Annotated in this window: 18 protein-coding genes; 1 reads left to right on the forward strand and 17 read right to left on the reverse strand. The window is 29.6% G+C overall.

The features are described 5' to 3' along the window. Nucleotides 1-52: 52 nt before the first annotated feature. Both ACQ3F0_RS00960 and purB read right to left on the reverse strand, forming a co-directional pair. The gene (locus ACQ3F0_RS00960; protein ID WP_428863154.1) at nt 53-1030 is read right to left on the reverse strand and encodes a tyrosine recombinase XerC; all 978 of its coding nucleotides are present in this window, start codon (nt 1028-1030) and stop codon (nt 53-55) included. Nucleotides 1031-1636: 606 nt separating this feature from the next. Next, nucleotides 1637-3070 carry an adenylosuccinate lyase gene (gene purB, locus ACQ3F0_RS00965; protein WP_428863155.1) on the reverse strand — a complete coding sequence of 478 codons (1434 nt, stop codon included), beginning with the start codon at nt 3068-3070 and terminating at the stop codon, nt 1637-1639. 242 nt (nt 3071-3312) lie between these two features. Here purB and ACQ3F0_RS00970 point away from each other — a divergent pair, with 242 nt between their 5' ends. Next, on the forward strand, nt 3313-3522 hold the full coding sequence (locus ACQ3F0_RS00970; RefSeq protein WP_428863156.1) for a DUF378 domain-containing protein: 210 nt from the start codon (nt 3313-3315) through the stop codon (nt 3520-3522). A gap of 41 nt (nt 3523-3563) precedes the next feature. Here ACQ3F0_RS00970 and ACQ3F0_RS00975 read toward each other — a convergent pair whose 3' ends face one another. From ACQ3F0_RS00975 to rbfA, 15 genes are all read right to left on the reverse strand, one after another. Continuing rightward, a complete protein-coding gene (locus tag ACQ3F0_RS00975; RefSeq protein WP_428863157.1) occupies nt 3564-3830 on the reverse strand; it encodes a stage V sporulation protein S in 267 nt (88 codons plus the stop codon). Between the two features lie 111 nt (nt 3831-3941). Continuing rightward, nucleotides 3942-5474, reverse strand: coding sequence for a ribonuclease Y (gene rny / locus ACQ3F0_RS00980; RefSeq protein WP_428863704.1), 1533 nt, complete (start codon nt 5472-5474; stop codon nt 3942-3944). A gap of 192 nt (nt 5475-5666) precedes the next feature. After that, nucleotides 5667-6737 carry a recombinase RecA gene (gene recA / locus ACQ3F0_RS00985; protein WP_428863705.1) on the reverse strand — a complete coding sequence of 357 codons (1071 nt, stop codon included), beginning with the start codon at nt 6735-6737 and terminating at the stop codon, nt 5667-5669. Nucleotides 6738-6890: 153 nt separating this feature from the next. Continuing rightward, the gene (gene pgsA, locus ACQ3F0_RS00990) at nt 6891-7439 is read right to left on the reverse strand and encodes a CDP-diacylglycerol--glycerol-3-phosphate 3-phosphatidyltransferase (RefSeq protein WP_428863158.1); all 549 of its coding nucleotides are present in this window, start codon (nt 7437-7439) and stop codon (nt 6891-6893) included. After that, nucleotides 7426-8757, reverse strand: a complete 1332-nt coding sequence (gene rimO / locus ACQ3F0_RS00995; RefSeq protein WP_428863159.1) for a 30S ribosomal protein S12 methylthiotransferase RimO — start codon at nt 8755-8757, stop codon at nt 7426-7428. Before rimO ends, pgsA begins: the two co-directional genes overlap by 14 nt. A 68-nt stretch (nt 8758-8825) precedes the next feature. Then, nucleotides 8826-11129 (reverse strand): FtsK/SpoIIIE family DNA translocase, encoded by a 2304-nt coding sequence (locus ACQ3F0_RS01000; protein ID WP_428863160.1) that lies wholly within the window; start codon nt 11127-11129, stop codon nt 8826-8828. A 206-nt stretch (nt 11130-11335) separates the two neighbouring features. Next, nucleotides 11336-12034, reverse strand: coding sequence for a ClpP family protease (locus tag ACQ3F0_RS01005; RefSeq protein WP_428863161.1), 699 nt, complete (start codon nt 12032-12034; stop codon nt 11336-11338). A gap of 89 nt (nt 12035-12123) precedes the next feature. Then, complete coding sequence (dapG, locus tag ACQ3F0_RS01010) at nt 12124-13332, reverse strand: aspartate kinase (protein ID WP_428863162.1); 1209 nt, start codon at nt 13330-13332, stop codon at nt 12124-12126. A 46-nt stretch (nt 13333-13378) separates the two neighbouring features. Next, the gene (locus ACQ3F0_RS01015; RefSeq protein WP_428863163.1) at nt 13379-13654 is read right to left on the reverse strand and encodes a YlmC/YmxH family sporulation protein; all 276 of its coding nucleotides are present in this window, start codon (nt 13652-13654) and stop codon (nt 13379-13381) included. A 196-nt stretch (nt 13655-13850) separates the two neighbouring features. Continuing rightward, nucleotides 13851-15974 (reverse strand): polyribonucleotide nucleotidyltransferase, encoded by a 2124-nt coding sequence (locus ACQ3F0_RS01020; RefSeq protein WP_428863164.1) that lies wholly within the window; start codon nt 15972-15974, stop codon nt 13851-13853. Nucleotides 15975-16081: 107 nt separating this feature from the next. After that, nucleotides 16082-16345: a 30S ribosomal protein S15 gene (gene rpsO / locus ACQ3F0_RS01025; RefSeq protein ID WP_428863165.1), complete on the reverse strand. Its 264-nt coding sequence runs from the start codon at nt 16343-16345 to the stop codon at nt 16082-16084. Nucleotides 16346-16483: 138 nt separating this feature from the next. Next, a complete protein-coding gene (locus tag ACQ3F0_RS01030; protein ID WP_428863166.1) occupies nt 16484-17419 on the reverse strand; it encodes a bifunctional riboflavin kinase/FAD synthetase in 936 nt (311 codons plus the stop codon). 9 nt (nt 17420-17428) lie between these two features. Then, complete coding sequence (gene truB, locus ACQ3F0_RS01035) at nt 17429-18304, reverse strand: tRNA pseudouridine(55) synthase TruB (RefSeq protein WP_428863167.1); 876 nt, start codon at nt 18302-18304, stop codon at nt 17429-17431. Further along, a complete protein-coding gene (locus ACQ3F0_RS01040; protein ID WP_428863168.1) occupies nt 18301-19260 on the reverse strand; it encodes a DHH family phosphoesterase in 960 nt (319 codons plus the stop codon). The genes truB and ACQ3F0_RS01040 overlap by 4 nt, the downstream gene beginning before the upstream one ends. Beyond that, nucleotides 19261-19611, reverse strand: coding sequence for a 30S ribosome-binding factor RbfA (rbfA, locus tag ACQ3F0_RS01045; protein WP_428863169.1), 351 nt, complete (start codon nt 19609-19611; stop codon nt 19261-19263). Between the last annotated feature and the right edge of the window lie 10 nt (nt 19612-19621).

Here is a 19621-nt window from a genome sequence, read left to right on the forward strand (position 1 = left end):
AAAGTTATTTATTGCAACTTTGTGAGGTGTTTTAATATCCTTGCGAGGTATTTTATTCTCCTAATGGATTTGAATTTACAGCTTTTCTTAAAGTTTCATCATCTACATGAGTGTATATCTGAGTTGTAGATATATTTTCGTGACCTAGTATCTTTTGCAAACTTCTTATGTCTACCTGACCGTATTTAAACATTAATGTAGCTGCAGTATGCCTTAGTTTGTGTGGAGTATATTTATCATAATCCAATCCTGCTTTTTTTATGTATTTTTTAACTAGTATTTCAACCGTTCTTTTATTTATCCTTGTATTCCGATTACTCAAAAACAAAGCATCTTTATCTTTGATTTTATGGATAAGTTCATTTCTTTTTTTTGCGTGAATTTCAATAGATCTCAAACAAGCGTTATTTAAATAAACAGTACGTTCTTTATTTCCTTTGCCGATGATTGTTAATGTATCGTTTCTGATATTCGAAATATTGATACTACAAAGCTCTGATAAACGCAATCCGCAGTTAAGAAATAGGGTGATTATACAATAATCTCTTTCTTTATTTTGGCCATCAATAGCTGCTAATAAAGATTTGCTTTCATCTAGTGTTAAGTAAATAGGGTTTCTTTTATCTAGTTTAGGTGTTTCTAAATCTGAAGCAGGGTTTTCGTTGATGATTTTTGCTTTACTATGCAAAAATTTAAAAAATGATTTAAGCGAAGAAACTTTTCTTGCTTTTGCATGATTACCATTATTTCTTAGATTTTCAGCAAAGGAGATAAAAGCATATAAATCCATTAATTTAATTTTTTTAATAAAACCAGATTCAATATCATTGATTTGTATAGTATCAAATTCTGAATCTTTAGGAACTAAACCTTTATATAATTTCATAAATTTAAAAAACATAGAAAGATCCCATTTATAAGCATTAATTGTATTGATGGATTTACCTTTGATAGTGCTTAAATAATTCAGAAAACTATTCAAATCTTCGGGTAATTGATCATCTGATAAGTCATACATATTGAAATTCATAGTACTCCCCCTAAAAATAAGTTACTTTTTCGCTAAATATACATTTAGCGAAATAAATTATAGTAATATTATACACTATTTTCACTTAAATTAGAAGATTTTTTAAAAAATTTTTAGAACTTTAGATATATTAATTAATTCAGTTTTAATAAAGATTTCTATTATTTTTACCGTTTTTCTCTTTCGTGATAACAAATGCATTTGTAGAAGAATCTTGATTTCAAAATAATCTTATACTTGATTAGACTCATTGAACAATTTTTGAAATTTAAATTCTCATACAAATCGACATGAGTTTTAATTACATTAATTGAAAATATTTACTATGTTTATTTTTCATATTATAGGATAATTTAACATTGTATATAATTATATATTTTGTTTAATTTTACATATACATTCTTTTGTATTATTGTATATTTAATACATATCAATAATTTTGTATTTATTGATGTTTTTTTATAATGCAATAAGGATTTACAGAACAAAAAGAGGGAGCAATTATTATTTTCATTTTTTTCTTAATAATAGGCCAAATAAAACAAAAACCATTTTAACTGATCAGTTAAAATGGTTTTTGTTTTATAATTTTATATTTAGATATTATTAAACATTCAATTTTACATCTACATTCAATAAATGAGCATTTTCTTCTAAAACAGGTCTTACATATTCATCAACAAACTCTTCAACCTGTTCCGAAGATCTACCAATAAAGTTTTTAGCATTCATTATAGATAAGATTTCTTCTTTAGTAAACTCAAAAGAATCATCATTAATTATTCTTTCTATCAGATCATTCGATTTGCCATATTCCTTGACACCTCTAGCAGCTTCCATAGAATGTTCTCTAATTTTCTCGTGAAGCTCCTGTCTGTCCCCTCCCCTTTTTACAGCCTCCATTAAAATATTTTCTGTAGCCATAAAAGGCAATTCATTTTGAACATGAGAAGCAATAACATTTTTATACACTACCATACTCTCAGTTACATTAATATATAGATTTAAAATACCGTCCAAAGCAAGGAAACCTTCAGAAACAGCAATTCTCTTATTTGCCGAATCATCAAGAGTTCTTTCGAACCATTGAGTAGCTGCAGTCATTGCAGGATTTAATGCATCTATAATAACATAACGACTTAAAGCTCCTATTCTTTCACTTCTCATCGGATTTCTTTTATATGCCATTGCAGAAGAACCAACTTGTTTTTTACCGAAAGGTTCTTCCATTTCTTTCATATTTTGCAGTATTCTTAAATCATTACTGAATTTATAAGCACTCTGAGCTAACTCAGACAATGTATTCAATACTATTGAATCAATCTTCCTAGAATATGTTTGACCTGTAACACTATAAGTTTTATTAAACCCCATTTTGGAAGCCACAATACTATCTAACTCTTTTACTTTACCGTGATTGCCATCAAACAATTCAAGGAAGCTAGCTTGTGTTCCTGTAGTACCTTTAACTCCCCTCATCTTAAGATTACTAATTACGAAATCTAAATTTTCTAAATCTAAAAATAAATCTTGTAACCACAACGTCGCCCTCTTTCCAACTGTAGTCAATTGAGCAGGTTGTAAATGCGTAAATCCTAAAGTAGGTAAATCTTTATATTCTACTGCGAAAGATGCTAAATTATTTATTACATTGAGTATTTTTTTCTTTACTAGCAATAAAGCTTCTTTCATAACTATCAAATCCGTATTGTCACCCACATAACAACTAGTAGCACCTAAATGAATAATACCCTTCGCTGATGGACATTGAACCCCATATGCATATACATGACTCATAACATCATGTCTAATCTCTTTTTCTTTCTCTTCAGCCACTTCATAGTTTATATCATCAATAAATTTTTGCAATTCATTTATTTGCTCATCTTCTATCTTCAAACCAAGTTGTTTTTCCCCTTCAGCAAGAGCTACCCACAATTTTCTCCAAGTTTTAAATTTCATATCAGGAGAAAATAAATAAGACATTTCTTTAGATGCATATCTACTTGTCAAAGGTGTTTCATATGTATTTCTTTCCATTATGTAAAATCATCCTCCAAATCCAAATGTATTTTAGTATTTTGAAATCAACATTCATATTATAACATATATTATCTAAAAATACAGTATATTTATTCGTACTTTATAGAAAAGCCTACTTGAAATTTTATTAAAACCAAACATATTTCTCTCCAAAGCAACTGTTAAATAGTAATAGATGTAGTTCTATTATTATTTAATTTTTATATACTTTATTAAGAAGTATTTTAAGGAGGAATGTTATGTATAAATTAAGTATGTTGGACAAGGTATCAATTATATTAATTATAGTAGGAGCTATCAACTGGGGTTTAGTTGGTTTATTTGGGATCAATGTTGTTTATCTACTCTTTGGATCAGTAGCAATAATCGAAAGACTAATTTACATTCTTATAGGTGCTGCGGGATTAAACGCTATATTATTAATAAATAAAAGTAAATTTAAAAAATGAAAGACTCTCTTTTGAGAGACTTTCATTTTTATTATATATAATTATAACTTTCGAGGCTGAACAATAAGCTTTATCGCAGTTCTTTGTTCTCCTCCAATATTAATTTCCAAAAAAGCAGGCATAAAAACTAATTCTACTCCACCAGGTGCTAAGAAACCTCTTGCAATAGCTATTGATTTTACTGCTTGATTTATTGATGCAGCTCCTACTACTTGAATTTCAGCTCTACCGTGTTCTTTAATTACGCCAGCAATAGCACCAGCAACTGAGTTACAATTTGATTTACTCGATACTTTTAATATATTCATTTCAACCTCCTGTAATTTAACTATATTTAATATTTTATTTTTTTAGTATAATATTACATATTCTATAAAAAAAGAAAAAAACCTCTATTTTTGCTAAAATAGAGGTTTTTTTTATTTTGCATAATCTATATGCCTTGTTTCTCTGATAATATTTACTTTTATTTGCCCAGGATATTCCAATTCTTTTTCAATTATCTTTACAATATTTCTGGTCATTTCTATACAACCTTCATCACTAACTTCATCTGGTTTAACCATTATTCTGATTTCTCTACCCGCTTGTATTGCATAGGATTTTTCAACACCTTCATAAGTGTTGGCAATTTCTTCGAGTTTCTCTAATCTTTTGATGTATGTTTCCAGTGTTTCTCTTCTCGCCCCCGGTCTTGCCGCAGAAATAGCATCAGCAGCCTGAACAAGAATCGCTTCTATTGAATCCATTTCTACATCACCATGATGAGCTTCAACTGAATTAACAATCTTTGCTGATTCATGATATTTTTTAGTAACTTCAGCACCGATAAGCGCATGAGGACCTTCTACTTCGTGATCTACTGCTTTACCAATATCATGTAATAAACCAGCCCTTTTAGCGATAGTAGGATCAATCCCCAATTCTGAGGCCATTAAACCAGCAAGGTAAGAAACTTCAATTGAATGCTTGAGTACATTTTGCCCATAACTTGTTCTATACTTAAGTCTTCCTAAAAGTCTAATTAACTCTTGATGTAGACCATGTACAGAAGTTTCAAAGGTTGCTTGCTCACCTTCATCTTTGATGTCATTTTCAACTTCTTTTTTAGCCTTTTCGACCATTTCTTCAATTCTTGCCGGATGAATTCTTCCGTCAATAATCAATTTTTCTAAAGCTATTCTAGCGACTTCTCTTCTTATTGGGTCAAAACTTGATAATATAACCGCTTCTGGAGTATCATCGATAATCAAATCAACACCTGTAAGCGTCTCAATAGCTCTAATATTTCTACCTTCTCTTCCAATGATTCTACCTTTCATTTCGTCATTAGGGAGAGAAACTACATGAACTGTACTCTCCGCAACGTGATCTGCGGCACATCGTTGAATTGCATATGAAATTATTTCTCTTGCTTTTTTATCTGCCTCTTCTTTGGCTCTCGTTTCAATTTCTTTAATCATTATAGCTGCATCATGTTTTACTTCTTTTCTGACTTCATCAAGCAAAATTTCTTTAGCTTGTTCTGAAGATAATCCAGATACTTTTTCTAGTTCTTTCATCTTTTGACTGTATATACCATCTACTAAAACTTCTTTTTCTTTTAATTCTTGAAGCTTTTTGCTTAAAGATTCATCTCTTTTTTCAACGGCATCAGTTTTTTTGTCAAGAACCTCTTCTCTTTGAATCAATCTTCTTTCAAGTCTTTGAATTTCATTTCGTCTTTCTCTTTGATCTTTCTCTAAATCATTCCTTAATCTGTGTACTTCTTCTTTTGCTTCTAAAACTGCTTCTTTCTTTTTTGATTTTGCAGTCTTTTTAGCATCTTCTAAAATCGATTCAGCTTTTTTCTCAGCTTCTGCTATTTTAGAGAGAGCTATATTCTTTCTAATATATACAATAATTAGAATACACCCTAACACTACAAGTAGAATTAAACCTACAAATAATATTGGGTTAAGTTTATCACTCAAAACAACACCTCCTTGCTTACTTTGGTAAGTGCAAAAATAGGCCTAGAAGCTAAAAAGGTGTTTTTTTAAACAAATTTACCTATGTGAAACCAGAATTTAATAATATTTTACTTTACTTTTAATTTAATGTCAAGTTTATATAAAAAACGTAGGGATTTCCTACGTTTTTCTTTAATTACTTTCATTCTTAACATTCTTAGTATTCTTTGGTTTTGTATCCTTCTTCTCTTTTGGAACCTCATTAACTGGCAAATTATACTTTTCTCTAATTTGTTTATCAATTGTATGTAATAAATCAGGATTTTCAGACAAAAACCTTTTGACATTTTCTCTACCTTGACCAAGTCTGGTTTCATTATAAGAAAACCACGAACCACTTTTTTGAATTATCTCTTCATTAACACCTACATCTAATACATTTCCTTCATAAGATATACCAGTTCCATACATAATATCAAATTCAGCAATTTTAAAAGGTGGAGCTACCTTATTTTTTATAACTCTTACTTTTGTTCTATTCCCTAAGAACTGATCACCTTGTTTAATAGTTTCACTTCTTCTAACATCTAACCTAACAGATGAATAGAATTTCAAAGCTCTTCCACCTGGAGTTGTTTCAGGATTACCAAACATAACTCCTACTTTTTCTCTTAATTGATTTATAAATATGATAGAACAATTTGATTTATTAATAGATCCAGTAAGTTTCCTTAATGCTTGAGACATAAGCCTAGCTTGAAGACCCACGTGAGAATCACCCATTTCGCCCTCTATCTCCGCTTTTGGAACTAATGCAGCTACTGAGTCTACTACTATAATATCAATAGCTCCTGAACGAACTAAGGCCTCACATATTTCCAATGCTTGCTCTCCAGTATCAGGTTGTGAAACAATTAAATTATCAATATCTACACCTAGTGCACTTGCATATATAGGGTCTAATGCATGTTCTGCATCAATAAATGCAGCAGTACCTCCAGATTTTTGTGCTTCAGCTACCATATGTAAGGCTACAGTAGTTTTACCAGAAGATTCCGGACCATATACCTCTACTATTCTACCTCTAGGAACACCACCTATTCCTAATGCTATATCAAGTGATAAACATCCTGACGATATAGCTTCAATATTCATCACGTTGTGTTCCCCTAATTTCATAACTGACCCTTTACCGAATTGTTTTTCGATTTGGCTCATAGCTTTTTGCAAAGCTTGTAATTTATCATTATTTGCAGTTCCCAAATTTGACACCATCCTTCCTCTCGAACAAGTGTTCTTCATTCATTATACAATAAATTTCCCATTAAGTCAACTATTCAAAACACGAAAATAATAGACTTACTCAGTACAGAAACTGTATTTATTCTCAATTATTGACTTTAAAGATTTTTTTAATCATTTATCAACAGAAATTGTCCCTTTATTTTTAAGAAAATAATCTACTCCTGATATTATTGTAATTATTAAAGCTGCAAAAAAAGCGAAATACGTGAAGTTGTGAACAAATGTATTTACTATTATCAAATCTATTAGTGCAGAAATAATAGCAACCATTTGAATAACTGTTTTTGCCTTTCCCCATTGGCTTGCAGCTATTACAATCCCTTCAGAAGCTGCTACAGTTCGTAAGCCTGTTACAGCAAATTCTCTTGATATTATTACCATCGCAAACCAAGCAGGTATAGTTTGTAATTCTACTAGTGATACTAATGCAGAGCAAACTAATAATTTATCTGCTAATGGGTCTAAAAACTTACCAAAACTTGTGACTTGATTTCTACTTCTTGCTATATATCCATCTAGTTTATCCGTTATTGAAGCTACAAGAAATATAACAGTAGCTATTAGTATACCAGTAGTTCCAAGAGAATTTATCGAAATAAATATTAAAAAAAGTGGAACTAAGAAAATTCTTAAAACAGTTAATTTATTAGCAAGATTCATTTTCAACAACTCCTATTAAATCATATTCCTTAGATTCTAAAATATCTATATTAATATAATCTCCTTCTTTGATATTTTTATCAGTTTTGAAGTATACAACACCATCTATTTCAGGTGCCATTTCATAACTTCTTCCATACCAATATTCTTCATTTTTTCCTTCAACTAAAACTTTATAAGACTTACCTTCTTTATTTTTATTATTATTTTGTGCTATCTGTTGTTGCTCTTCCATTATAATACCAAATCTAATTTCTTTCATTTCTTCAGAGATTTGTTCTTTTAATTTAGCAGCAGGAGTGTCTTCCTCTTGAGAATATTTAAAAACACCTAAATTATCAAATTTCACATCTTTAACAAACTGAAGAAGTTCATTGAATTCCTGCTCAGTTTCACCAGGAAATCCTACGATTAAAGAAGTTCTAAGTGTAATACCATTAACTTCTTTTCTCAATTTGTTAATCTTCTCTAATATTTGTTCTTTTGAGGTTCTTCTATTCATTCTTTTCAGAACGTTATTGTTAATATGTTGTATAGGCATATCGATATAGTTACATACTTTATCATTATTTTTTATTTCATATACTAATTCATCATAAATCTCTTCAGGGTAACAATAAAGAATTCTTATCCAATCAATTCCATCAATTGAAGATAACTCATTCAATAACTCATGGAGTACTTTTTTATTATAAATATCTATTCCATAAACAGTTGTATCTTGAGCTACTAAAATTAATTCCTTTACACCTTTTTTAGCTAACTTTGCAGCTTCATCCAAAATATCTTCCTTATGTCTGCTTCTATACTTTCCTCTTATTTTTGGAATAATACAATATGTACAGTTATTATTACAACCTTCAGATATTCTAAGATACGCGTAATAATTAGGGGTAGTCAATATTCTATCACCTGCGTTAATTTTTTCATCACTATATGTACAATTGATATGATGTCCTTTCTCTGCCATAGTAGTGTTAATATACTCATTTATTTTTTCATAATCATTTACACCTAACATTAAATCAATTTCAGGAATAAGTTTACCTAGTTCATCCCCATACCTTTGTGTTAAACACCCTGTTGCAATTAATAATTTACAATTACCTTCTTTATATTTTGCCATTTCTAAAATAGTATCAATAGATTCTTGTTTAGAACTTTCTATAAAGCCACATGTATTAACAATCAAAATATCCGCTATATTCGAATCATTTGTAAACTCATAGTTCTTTGATAGGTTTCCTAAAACAATCTCAGAATCAATTCTATTTTTATCGCAGCCTAGGCTAATAAGCCCTACTTTAAGTTTTGTCACGAAATTTCCTCCTCTTAATTATAATCCATACTATATTCTAATACAAAATGCACAGTAAGACAAATAGTTTAATTTTCTAAATCTTTTGCATCAATTAAAACTTGTCGAGGCTTGCTTCCATTTTTACCAGATATTATACCTCTTTCTTCTAACTGATCAATTATTCTAGCTGCTCTATTGTAGCCTATTCTGAATTTTCTCTGAAGATAAGAAGTAGATGCTTGTCCAGCTTCAACAACTACACTTATGGCTTCTTCTAGCAATTCGTCTTCATCTGATTTATTATTATTAGTTTTTTGATTAATCTGATCTATTATCTTCTCTTCATATTTAATATTTTCATCTTTTACTTTTATATGTTGTACAATTTTCTCTACTTCTTCTTCTGATATAAATGCTCCTTGAATCCTCAACGGTTTTGATGCTCCCACAGGTAAAAATAGCATATCTCCTTTTCCAAGTAGTTTTTCAGCACCTGAAGAATCCAGTATTGTTCTAGAATCTACTTGACTTGATACAGCAAACGATATTCTAGAAGGTATATTAGCTTTTATTACACCTGTAATTACATCTACAGACGGTCTTTGGGTAGCAATTACCAAATGCATGCCTGCAGCCCTAGCCATTTGTGCTAGTCTACCGATATATTCTTCCACCTCTCCAGGGCACACCATCATTAAATCTGCAAGCTCATCTATTACTATAACAATCCAAGGTAATTTTTCTGCTACTTTTTTACGGTTAAATAATTCATTATATCCTTCTACATTTCTAACATTGTTATCTGCAAAAAGTTGATATCGTCTAGTCATTTCTGTTACAGCCCAATGTAAAGCCCCAGCTGCTTTTTTAGGTTGAGTAACAACTGGAATAAGAAGATGAGGAATACCATTGTATACATTTAGTTCTACCATTTTTGGATCAACTAATAACAGTTTTACTTCATCTGGCGAATACTTATATAGTAAACTTATCAGTAAAGTATTTATACATACACTTTTTCCAGAGCCTGTTGCTCCAGCTATAAGCATGTGTGGCATCTTGTTTAAGTCTGAAACCACACAATTCCCTCCAATATCTTTTCCTAATGCAAAAGTGATATTGTTTGATGAATTTTTAAATTCTTCGCTATCTAATACTTCTCTTAAATAAACAGGTGAATTATTAGCATTTGGTATTTCTATACCAATAGCACTTTTACCAGGTATAGGTGCCTCGATTCTAACTGATGCTGCTGCTAAAGATAATGATATATCATCAGAAAGATTTACTATTTTACTAACTTTAACCCCAGAATTTGGTTGTAATTCATATCGTGTTACAGATGGTCCCTTTGTTACTTGAATTACTTTTGCAATTACTCCAAAACTTAGTAAAGTTTCTTCTAATTTTTTTGCACTTTTTAAAAGATCTCTCTTATCATTTTTATTTGATTTTGAAAAAGGATTAAATTTCAATAACTCTAATGGCGGAAAACTATATTCTTCTTCTGGATTATTATAGTTTTCTTTTATTTCATTAGTAACAATTACTTTAATATCTTCATCTAATTTTGCTTTCTTTTTAGATTTAGAAACAGGTTCTCTTGTCAATGGTTGAACAACTTCAATTTCCTTATTCAAATCAACTTCATCATCTATTTCTCTATCATTTACTTTTGGAGTAACAATGTTTTTTTTCATAAAATCAAGAATTTTTATTTTTTTCTTAACCTCTCCAATAAATTCTTCTCCATCATTACTATTTATTAAAATTCTTTCATCTTTTAATTTGATATCTTTTTTATTATCAATATTTTTTCTAGCACTCTTATAAACTGAATTAAATATTTTATGTAAGGAAATTTCAAATATTAAAATTCCTGAGATTACAAATATTGAAGTGAAGATAATATATGATCCTACTTTACCAAATAGACTATAAAGTGGTACATCTATTAAATAACTTATAATTCCTCCATGGAAAATAGATTGAGATTCATAAAGTTTTACTATCCCATTAAACGTATTTTTTTCAACATAAAATTCTAAAAGAGATACCATTTGAACCAATAATAAAGAATTAATTATAAACAATATAATTCCGTAGAACTTTTTATGAAATTTTAATTTACCTTTAGTTAATATAATTGCAAATCCAACAATAATCAGAATAATAGGTACCACATATGCTCCAATTCCAAATAGTGCAAATAATAGTTTGTATGATGTTTCCCCTATCATTCCAGAGGAAGTAGAGAAAAAAATACTCATAATCATTAAGACACCCATAGTTATGAAGATGACTCCTTTAATATCACTATTCCCTTTATTAGTACTGTCATTTTTGCTGTTTTTTTTACTTTTAGTTCTGCTCTTCATTTTTTTTGCCATACAAATCACCTCACTACATTTATTCTACAAAAACATTTTTTTTCCTTTAAATATTAGAAATCCAACTAATACCCTCCATTGGATTCTTTTAAAAAATTAAATAGAATACATAGAATTATTATCTATATATTCTATTTATATAATTCAATTTAAAAAAGCTGGAAAAACATAGCAAGTTAGATTTATTACTGTTTTTAAGATATAAGCTATTTTTCTGTGTTATTATTCACATCTTCTATCATTGAATTTAGCTTAACTATTGCTTGACTTATACCTCCTACTTCGTTAATAAGACCATATTCAACCGCTTGATTTCCAATCAATATAGTACCTGTATCATTTAAGAGTTCATCTGGTTGCATCATTAATTTCATTAAAGTATTCTTATCTATATTTGATGTCCTTTCAATGAAATCAGTTATCCTGTCTTGCATTTTGGTAAAATATTCAAAAGTTTGAGGAACTCCAATTACTAAACCATTCATTCTTATTGGATGAATAATCATGGTAGCCGAAGGCGATATAAAAGAATAATCAGCACACGTAGCTAATGGAACACCTATAGAATGGCCGCCTCCTATTACTAATGAAACCGTTGGTTTACTAAGGCTCCTTATCATTTCTGAAATCGCAAGACCAGCTTCTACATCACCTCCAACAGTATTAAGTATTATTAGCACACCTTTTACACTCTCATTTGTTTCAATTGCTACAAGTTGAGGTATTACATGTTCGTATTTTGTAGCTTTTGATTGAGGCGGTAATACAGAATGTCCTTCAATTTGTCCAATAATTGGCAATACTTGAAAATCAGACTTATCTTTTGGAATTTCATTGACACCAAAATCTTTTACATTTTCACTTTGAATATTTTCCGGATTTTCTTTTTCATTTTTTGAAATCATAAAAAAACCTCCCTTATCGTTAATAGTGTTATCTAAGGAAGGTTCACTTATTCATTTGTAATATTTCCATTGTACTGATTTCAAAGAATTTATTTATATTGATGCAATGAGAATTCATTATGAAGAGCATTTATTGCCTTTTGAGTACTTTCTTCATTCACTAGACACCAAATAGTTGTATGAGAATCTGCAGTTTGTAGGACTTCGATTTTACTCATGGTTAATGCTTTCAATATTCTAGCCATTACACCTGGTATTCCTCTCATTCTTGATCCAATAATAGCAATTTTACTACAATTTAATAAAGCTTTATATTTCAAACCTAATTGTTTCATAATTATTTCGAATTTTTTTATATCAGCTTTATCGATAGTAAATATTTTTTCATTAGGAAAAACATTTATCAAGTCTATACTTATTCCATTATTAGCTAATGTAGGCAAAATCATATGATAATTTTCATTATCCAAATTATCGTTTAATCTAACTTTAACTTGAGTTCTTTTATCCATATGAGTAATTCCAGTAATAATATTCTCACTATTACAATCTCCTGAATTATCTATAGTAGTACCAGAACTGTTTGTAGTAGTATTTTTAATAAGCAACGGAACGTTACCTTTCATTGCTATTTCAACTGCTTTAGGATGTATTACTTTGGCACCTTGATCTGCAAATTGAAAGACTTCATTATAACTGATTTGCTTAATCAATGCTGCAGAATCAACTAATCTTGGATCCGCTGTCATTATACCATCAACATCAGTATATATTTCAATACCTTCTGCCTTTACTGCTGTACCTATCAATGCAGCAGTTACATCGCTTCCTCCTCTTCCTAAAGTAGTAAAGTATCCATCTTCGCTTATACCTTGAAATCCTGCTACAACTGGAACTTTTCCTTCATTGATAATATTTAATAGATTTTCTTTTTTAACATCTAATACAGTAGCATTTGTATATTGAGTATCTGTAATTATACCTGCCTGTCCACCAGTTAACGGTTGGACTTCTATATTGTACTTATTTAATTCATTACACATGACAACAGTGCTAATAATTTCACCACAACACATTAATAAATCTGTTGCTTTTGCATTCTTCTTTTTAAAGTCACTATCTATTAAAGACAGTAAAGTATCCGTTGCATAAGGTTTTCCCTTTCTCCCCATAGCTGAGACTACTACAATAGGGGAAAAACCACTTTCTAAAGCTTCTTGAATTTTTTTTACTACGCAAGAACGAGTGTAATCATCACTAACTGATGTCCCTCCAAATTTTTGTACGATGATTTTCATTATCTTCCTCCAAATAAGTCTTTGAATTATTATATGTTTATTACGCCTATCTTGATATTCTTCGCATTTCATTTTCTTCAACATCTACAATAATGGTACTAGAACCTATTTTTTTTACAAATTCCCAAGGTAATTCAAAAAAATCATTTCCACTAAAGAATCTAAATTTAGATGAATTATTATCTATTATTAATAATCTTAAGTACCCATCATCATCGATGATAATATCATTATTCATTAAATAGTTGTATTTTTCACCATCATTTATATTTATTATTTCGAATCTTTCCATCTCACTATAGTATTTTGTGTTTTCATCCATAATATCTCCTCCTCACTAGATAATTATTAATATGTTTGAAAGAAGGATTTTATCACAAACTATAAAAATACTATTACTAGTTTATTTTATCAATATAAAATAAACTATTCAATAGCATAATAACAATAAACCGTATCAATATATTTTTTATATACTCATTAAATTTTCCCAAAAATAAAAAGGCATCTCTGCCCTTCTAAGCTTTCTTATTATCTTCATCATTTTTAGTCGATTCAGTATCTTGTATAGCGTCTTTCCTTGAAAGATTTATTCTTCCTGTTTTATCTATTTCAACTACTTTTACAAGGATTTCATCACCCACTGAAACTATATCTTCTACTTTGTTAACTCTTTTCTTATCTAGCTTAGATATATGAACTAATCCTTCTTTACCAGGTAATATTTGAACAAAACATCCAAAGTTCGCAATTTTTACAACTTTACCAAGATAAACTTCTCCAATAGCAACTTCTTTAGTGTAGCTCTCAATTAACTCTAAAGCCCTATTACCACCAACATAATCTTCAGCAGTTATGAAAATAGTTCCATCTTCTTGGATATCTATTTTAACACCAGTCTCATCAATAATTTTATTAATTGTTTTTCCACCTGCTCCAATTACATCCTTGATTTTATCAGGATTAATAGAAATTGTGAATACTTTTGGTGCATATTCAGATAATTCACTTCTATGTGATGGAATACAGTCTGTCATTACTTTTAAAATTTGCATTCTTGCATCTTTTGCTTTTACTATTGATGTTTTTATACAATCATCAGAAATTCCAGCAATTTTTGTATCAATTTGAATAGCTGTTATTCCTTTTTCAGTTCCAGCTACTTTAAAGTCCATATCTCCAAAGAAATCTTCTAAACCTTGAATATCAGTAAGAACTTCTTCTTCAGATAAATCATCACTTGTAACTAATCCCATAGCGATTCCTGCTGCAGGTCTTTTTAGAGGTACACCAGCATCTAATAATGCTAACGTACTAGCACATACACTTGCTTGTGAAGTAGAACCATTTGAACTTAGAACTTCTGACACAACTCTTATTGCATAAGGGAAATCTTCTTCACTTGGAATTAATGGTTCTATCGCTTTTTCAGCTAAAGCACCATGACCGATTTCTCTTCTGTTTGGACCTCTCATTGGTCTTGTTTCCCCAACACTGTAAGAAGGGAAATTGTAGTGATGCATATATCGTTTTGATGTTTGTTCATCAAGACCATCAATTATTTGAATTTCACTCATCGCACCTAATGTAGCTACACTCATAACTTGAGTCAATCCTCTTGTAAACATTCCACTACCATGTGTTCTAGATAATAAAGATACGTCAGAACTCAATGGTCTTACCTGGTCAAAATTTCTGCCATCTGGTCTTCTCTTATTCTTTAAAATCATTTCACGAACAGTTTTCTTTTGAAGCTTATAAATTGTTTCATTAATGTCTGCAATATCATCTGGATACTTTTCATAAAATTCATCAGCGACTCTAGCCTTTATTTCTCCTAGAACCTCTTTTCTTTTATCTTTATCTGTAATATACATTGCATCGTAAATATCATCTTTAGCAAATTTCATGATTTCATTCACAACTTCTTCATTTACTTCTGCTATTTCAGGAATTGTTTTCTCTTTTCCGTACTTAGCCATGATTTCTTCTTGGAACAAAGCAAGTTTCTTAGCTTCTTCAGATCCAAACATTATGGCATTATACATAACATCTTCTGATATTTCTTCTCCACCAGCTTCAATCATCATAACTCTTTCTTTAGTAGCACACACAGTCAAGTCAAGAATACTTTCTTCTCTTTGTTTTGAAGTAGGGTTTAAAATAAATTCCCCATCAATATATCCTACTGAAACTGTTCCAACTGGTGTAGTAAACGGAATACTAGACAAACAAAGTGCTAAAGACGCCCCATTCATTGCTAAAATATTTGCTGGGTTATCATGCTCCACAGATAAAACAGTACACACTATTTGAACATCATTTCTATATCCTTTTGGAAATAATGGTCTTAGCGGTCTATCTATAGCTCTAGCATTTAAGATTGACTTATCAGATGGTCTTCCTTCTCTTTTAATAAATCCTCCTGGGATTTTACCTACAGCATAAAGTCTTTCTTGATACTCTATACTTAATGGGAAGAAATCAATGCCATCTCTAGGCTTTTCTGAAGAATTGGCATTAATCATTACTTCAGTCTCGCCATATTTAATTAGCAAGGCACAATCTGAAAGCATTCCGTACTTACCAAATTCGCCTTTCATCTTTCTGCCTGCAATTTCAATTTCAAAAATATTATTCATTTGTGTTCCTCCTTTCAATAATGTTCATATTTAATTATTTCCTAAATATATAAGTTTAATTACAAAACTACTAAAACAATAGAGCGGTTCAAGCCCGCTCCTTTAGATTATTTTCTTAAACCTAATTTTTTAATCAATGTACGATATCTCTCAATATCTTGTTTCTTAACATAGTTTAATAAACCTCTTCTTTTACCAACCATCATTAACAAACCTCTTCTTGAGTGATGATCTTTCTTGTGCATTTTTAAATGCTCATTTAATTGATTGATTCTTGTTGTTAATAATGCAACCTGTACTTCAGCAGAACCAGTATCTCCTTCATGTGTTGCATATTCCTTAATAATTTGATCTTTTAAAACTTTATCCATATTTACACCTCCGTAAAATATCACCTATGCTCCAAGAGATCCGTTGGACCTTCGGATTTCATAGAACATGGCTCATGACTTACATTATAACAAAAGCTTATCTAATTGTAAATTATTTTTGCCATATTTTTGTTGAATTTAATAAAAAACATCGTAATTTAGAGTTTTTTCTCTAGCATAAGACTTATCTTGCCCTAATTGATAGGCTAGTTTTTTTAACGAACCGAATTTTTTCTCATCTCTAATACGTTCTAAAAAGAATATCTTAACTTCTTCACCGTAAATATATTCATTAAAATCTAATAAATGAGTTTCTATACTAAGCTTATTGTTTAAGACAGTTGGATTGTATCCTATATTTGTAATGGCTTTATATATTTTATTTCCATAATTTACAGCAGTAAGGTAAACTCCACCTCTAGGTATTAAAAGATTCTTGTTATAATCCAAGTTAATAGTAGGAAATTCTAACTTTCTACCAAGTTGTTTTCCTTTAATAATATTACCTTCTAATAAAAAAGGTCTTGTCAACATATTATTAGCTTTTTCAACTTTGCCATCGCTTATCAAGCGTCTGATTCTTGAACTACTAACAGCATCATTGTCTACTAAAACTGGTTTAATAATATGAAGGTCTATGTTTTTTTTAGAACATAAATCTTGTAATAATTCGGTATCACCTAAATTTTTATATCCAAATCTATAATTGAATCCAACAATTATTCCTTTTGGATTAAAAAATTCATATATGTTCTCTATAAATTTTTCAGGAGTCATATTCATAAATTCATCATTAAACTCCGCAAAATTTAAAATATCTACACCTAATAAAGAAAGAATGTTACTTTTATTTTTATTACTAGATAATAGCTTTGGTGAGATATCTTTATTAATTATACTTAAAGGATGATTTTTAAATGTGAATACTACACTTTTTGCATTCGCCTCTTTTGCTAATGCTATTGTTTTATTTATCAATCCTAAATGACCTAAGTGAATACCATCAAAACTTCCCAATGTAATATATGTACTTTCTTCAATTTTTTCAATAAAACTATTCTCAATTATAATCATACCAAACCCCTACTGAAATAGTATTTCCATCTTTAATCCTTTATCATTTCTTATTGCTAATCCTAAAAAATCATTATCTAAGTTATATATCATATATCTTTTATGATTTTCAAATTGTTTCAGTAAATAAGCATTTGTAATCCTAACGCCATTTGATAATAAATGTTCAATTTTTTGTGTAACGTTAACTTTCTCATATCCTTCCATAGAAAGAATTTCATCTATAGGAATTAAATTATCAGTAATATATTCGCCATTAATTTCCTCTAAAGATATACTATCTTCAATTTTGAAATGTCCGCTAGCTAACCTTTTTAGATTCCACATTGTACCTCCAACGTTTAGCATTCTTCCAATATCATAACACAAACTTCTTATGTATGTACCTTTTGAACATTCAACATCAAAAGTAACATATGGCAGATTAATATTTATAATATCAATATTACTAATAGATATTTTTCTTCCTTTTCTTTCGATTTCAATACCTTCTCTAGCAAGCTCATATAGTTTTTTGCCGTTTACTTTTAGAGCTGAGTACATTGGAGGTATTTGAATACTATCACCTATAAAAGACTTGATGACTTGTATTACTTCTTCTTCTTTTAAAAAATTGTTACATTCACTAATAATCTTGCCTTCTCTGTCATATGTATCAGTAATAATTCCTAATTTAAGTTCTGCTCTATATTTCTTTTTTTCACTCATTAAATAGTTGGAAAGCTTTGTCGCTTTTCCTATACAAACAGGAAGCACCCCAGATGCCAAAGGATCAAGTGTGCCTGTATGCCCTATTTTTTTTATATTAGTTAGTTTTCGCATGTTTCGTATAACATCAAAAGATGTTATACCTACAGGTTTATCAATTATAATTACTCCGTTCATTTTACCAACTCTTTTTCAATTAATCTTAATAATTCTGGTTTTATTTCATTTATAGAAAGTTCACTTTTGAACCCTGATGCTTTTACGTGTCCGCCACCATCATAAATTTCGGCAATTTTTCTAACATCAACATAAGATTTTGATCTAAGACTAACTTTAGTTCCATTTTCAAATTCTTTAAGTAAAATTGTAACTTCTACAGAACTAATTTTTGTACCTATTGAAATAATATCCGATGTATCTCCACTATCAAGTCCATGCTTCTTTAAATTATCTAGTGTTAAAGTCATTGAACATACTTTTCCATTGAATTGCAAATCGATATTATTAATGATATCACCTTGAAGTTTTAATCTGTTAATTGAGATATTTTCAAAAAGAGTTCTATGAATTTCCGAAAAATCAAAACCAGTTTGGATTAATTCTCCAGCGATATAATGAGTATTCTTTGTAGTGTTGGAATATTTAAAAGATCCAGTATCAGTAAGTAAAGCAGTATATAGACAAGTAGCAATATCTTTATCGATTTCAATACTCATGGTTTTTAATAATTCAAAGACTATTTCTCCAACGGCTGCACATTTTGTGTCAATATAGTTAATATCACCATATCTATCATTTGATATATGGTGGTCCAAATTAATTAATGTGAATTTTTTATTTTCAATACTCAAATCACCATTTAATCTATCTACATTTCCACAATCTAAAGCAATAACTAGGTCAGTTTCTTCATTTGGAAAGTTATTTTTTGTATTCACTTCTTTTGAATACGGTAAAAATTCAAAATCTTTAGGTAACTCTTCTTTTGAAATAATATAAGCCTTTTTTCCAACTTTAAGAAGTCCTTGCAATAATGCAAGGCTACTTCCTAAAGAGTCACCATCTGGACTTTGATGAAAAGTTATACCGATATTTTTAGCTTTTAATATAATATCAATAACTTTTTTCAACATTTATTTTTTCCCCTTCAAATCAGCAAGGATACTATTGATATGCATACCTTGCTTAATGCTCTCATCTAATTCTATTAATATTTCTGGTGTTACTCTAAGTTTTACTCTATGCCCTACTTCTCTTCTGATTAAACCCGAAGCTCTTTTTAATGCTTCAAGAGATTCTTTCATTGATTTATCGTTACCAAAAATACTTACGTAAACTTTAGCATATTTCAAATCATTAGTAACACTTACCTTTGTTACACTAACCATAGCAGTTAGTCTAGGATCATTTATATCATCTCTAATAATGACTGATATTTCCTTTTTAAGTTCTTCATTGATCCTTCCAAGTCTATACTTAGGCATATTATGCTCC

It is taken from the genome of Clostridium sediminicola (assembly GCF_050402865.1).
GTDB classification, from domain to species: Bacteria; Bacillota; Clostridia; order Clostridiales; family Clostridiaceae; genus Clostridium_AF; species Clostridium_AF sediminicola.

Bases quoted from the DNA above. Each gene is read 5' to 3' on its own strand.
- ACQ3F0_RS00960 (WP_428863154.1), bottom strand. From the start codon at position 1,030: ATGAATTTCAATATGTATGACTTATCAGATGATCAATTACCCGAAGAT.
- purB (WP_428863155.1), bottom strand. From the start codon at position 3,070: ATGGAAAGAAATACATATGAAACACCTTTGACAAGTAGATATGCATCT.
- ACQ3F0_RS00970 (WP_428863156.1), top strand. From the start codon at position 3,313: ATGTATAAATTAAGTATGTTGGACAAGGTATCAATTATATTAATTATA.
- ACQ3F0_RS00975 (WP_428863157.1), bottom strand. From the start codon at position 3,830: ATGAATATATTAAAAGTATCGAGTAAATCAAATTGTAACTCAGTTGCT.
- pgsA (WP_428863158.1), bottom strand. From the start codon at position 7,439: ATGAATCTTGCTAATAAATTAACTGTTTTAAGAATTTTCTTAGTTCCA.
- ACQ3F0_RS01000 (WP_428863160.1), bottom strand. From the start codon at position 11,129: ATGGCAAAAAAAATGAAGAGCAGAACTAAAAGTAAAAAAAACAGCAAA.
- ACQ3F0_RS01005 (WP_428863161.1), bottom strand. From the start codon at position 12,034: ATGATTTCAAAAAATGAAAAAGAAAATCCGGAAAATATTCAAAGTGAA.
- dapG (WP_428863162.1), bottom strand. From the start codon at position 13,332: ATGAAAATCATCGTACAAAAATTTGGAGGGACATCAGTTAGTGATGAT.
- ACQ3F0_RS01015 (WP_428863163.1), bottom strand. From the start codon at position 13,654: ATGGATGAAAACACAAAATACTATAGTGAGATGGAAAGATTCGAAATA.
- ACQ3F0_RS01020 (WP_428863164.1), bottom strand. From the start codon at position 15,974: ATGAATAATATTTTTGAAATTGAAATTGCAGGCAGAAAGATGAAAGGC.
- rpsO (WP_428863165.1), bottom strand. From the start codon at position 16,345: ATGGATAAAGTTTTAAAAGATCAAATTATTAAGGAATATGCAACACAT.
- ACQ3F0_RS01030 (WP_428863166.1), bottom strand. From the start codon at position 17,419: ATGATTATAATTGAGAATAGTTTTATTGAAAAAATTGAAGAAAGTACA.
- truB (WP_428863167.1), bottom strand. From the start codon at position 18,304: ATGAACGGAGTAATTATAATTGATAAACCTGTAGGTATAACATCTTTT.
- ACQ3F0_RS01040 (WP_428863168.1), bottom strand. From the start codon at position 19,260: ATGTTGAAAAAAGTTATTGATATTATATTAAAAGCTAAAAATATCGGT.
- rbfA (WP_428863169.1), bottom strand. From the start codon at position 19,611: ATGCCTAAGTATAGACTTGGAAGGATCAATGAAGAACTTAAAAAGGAA.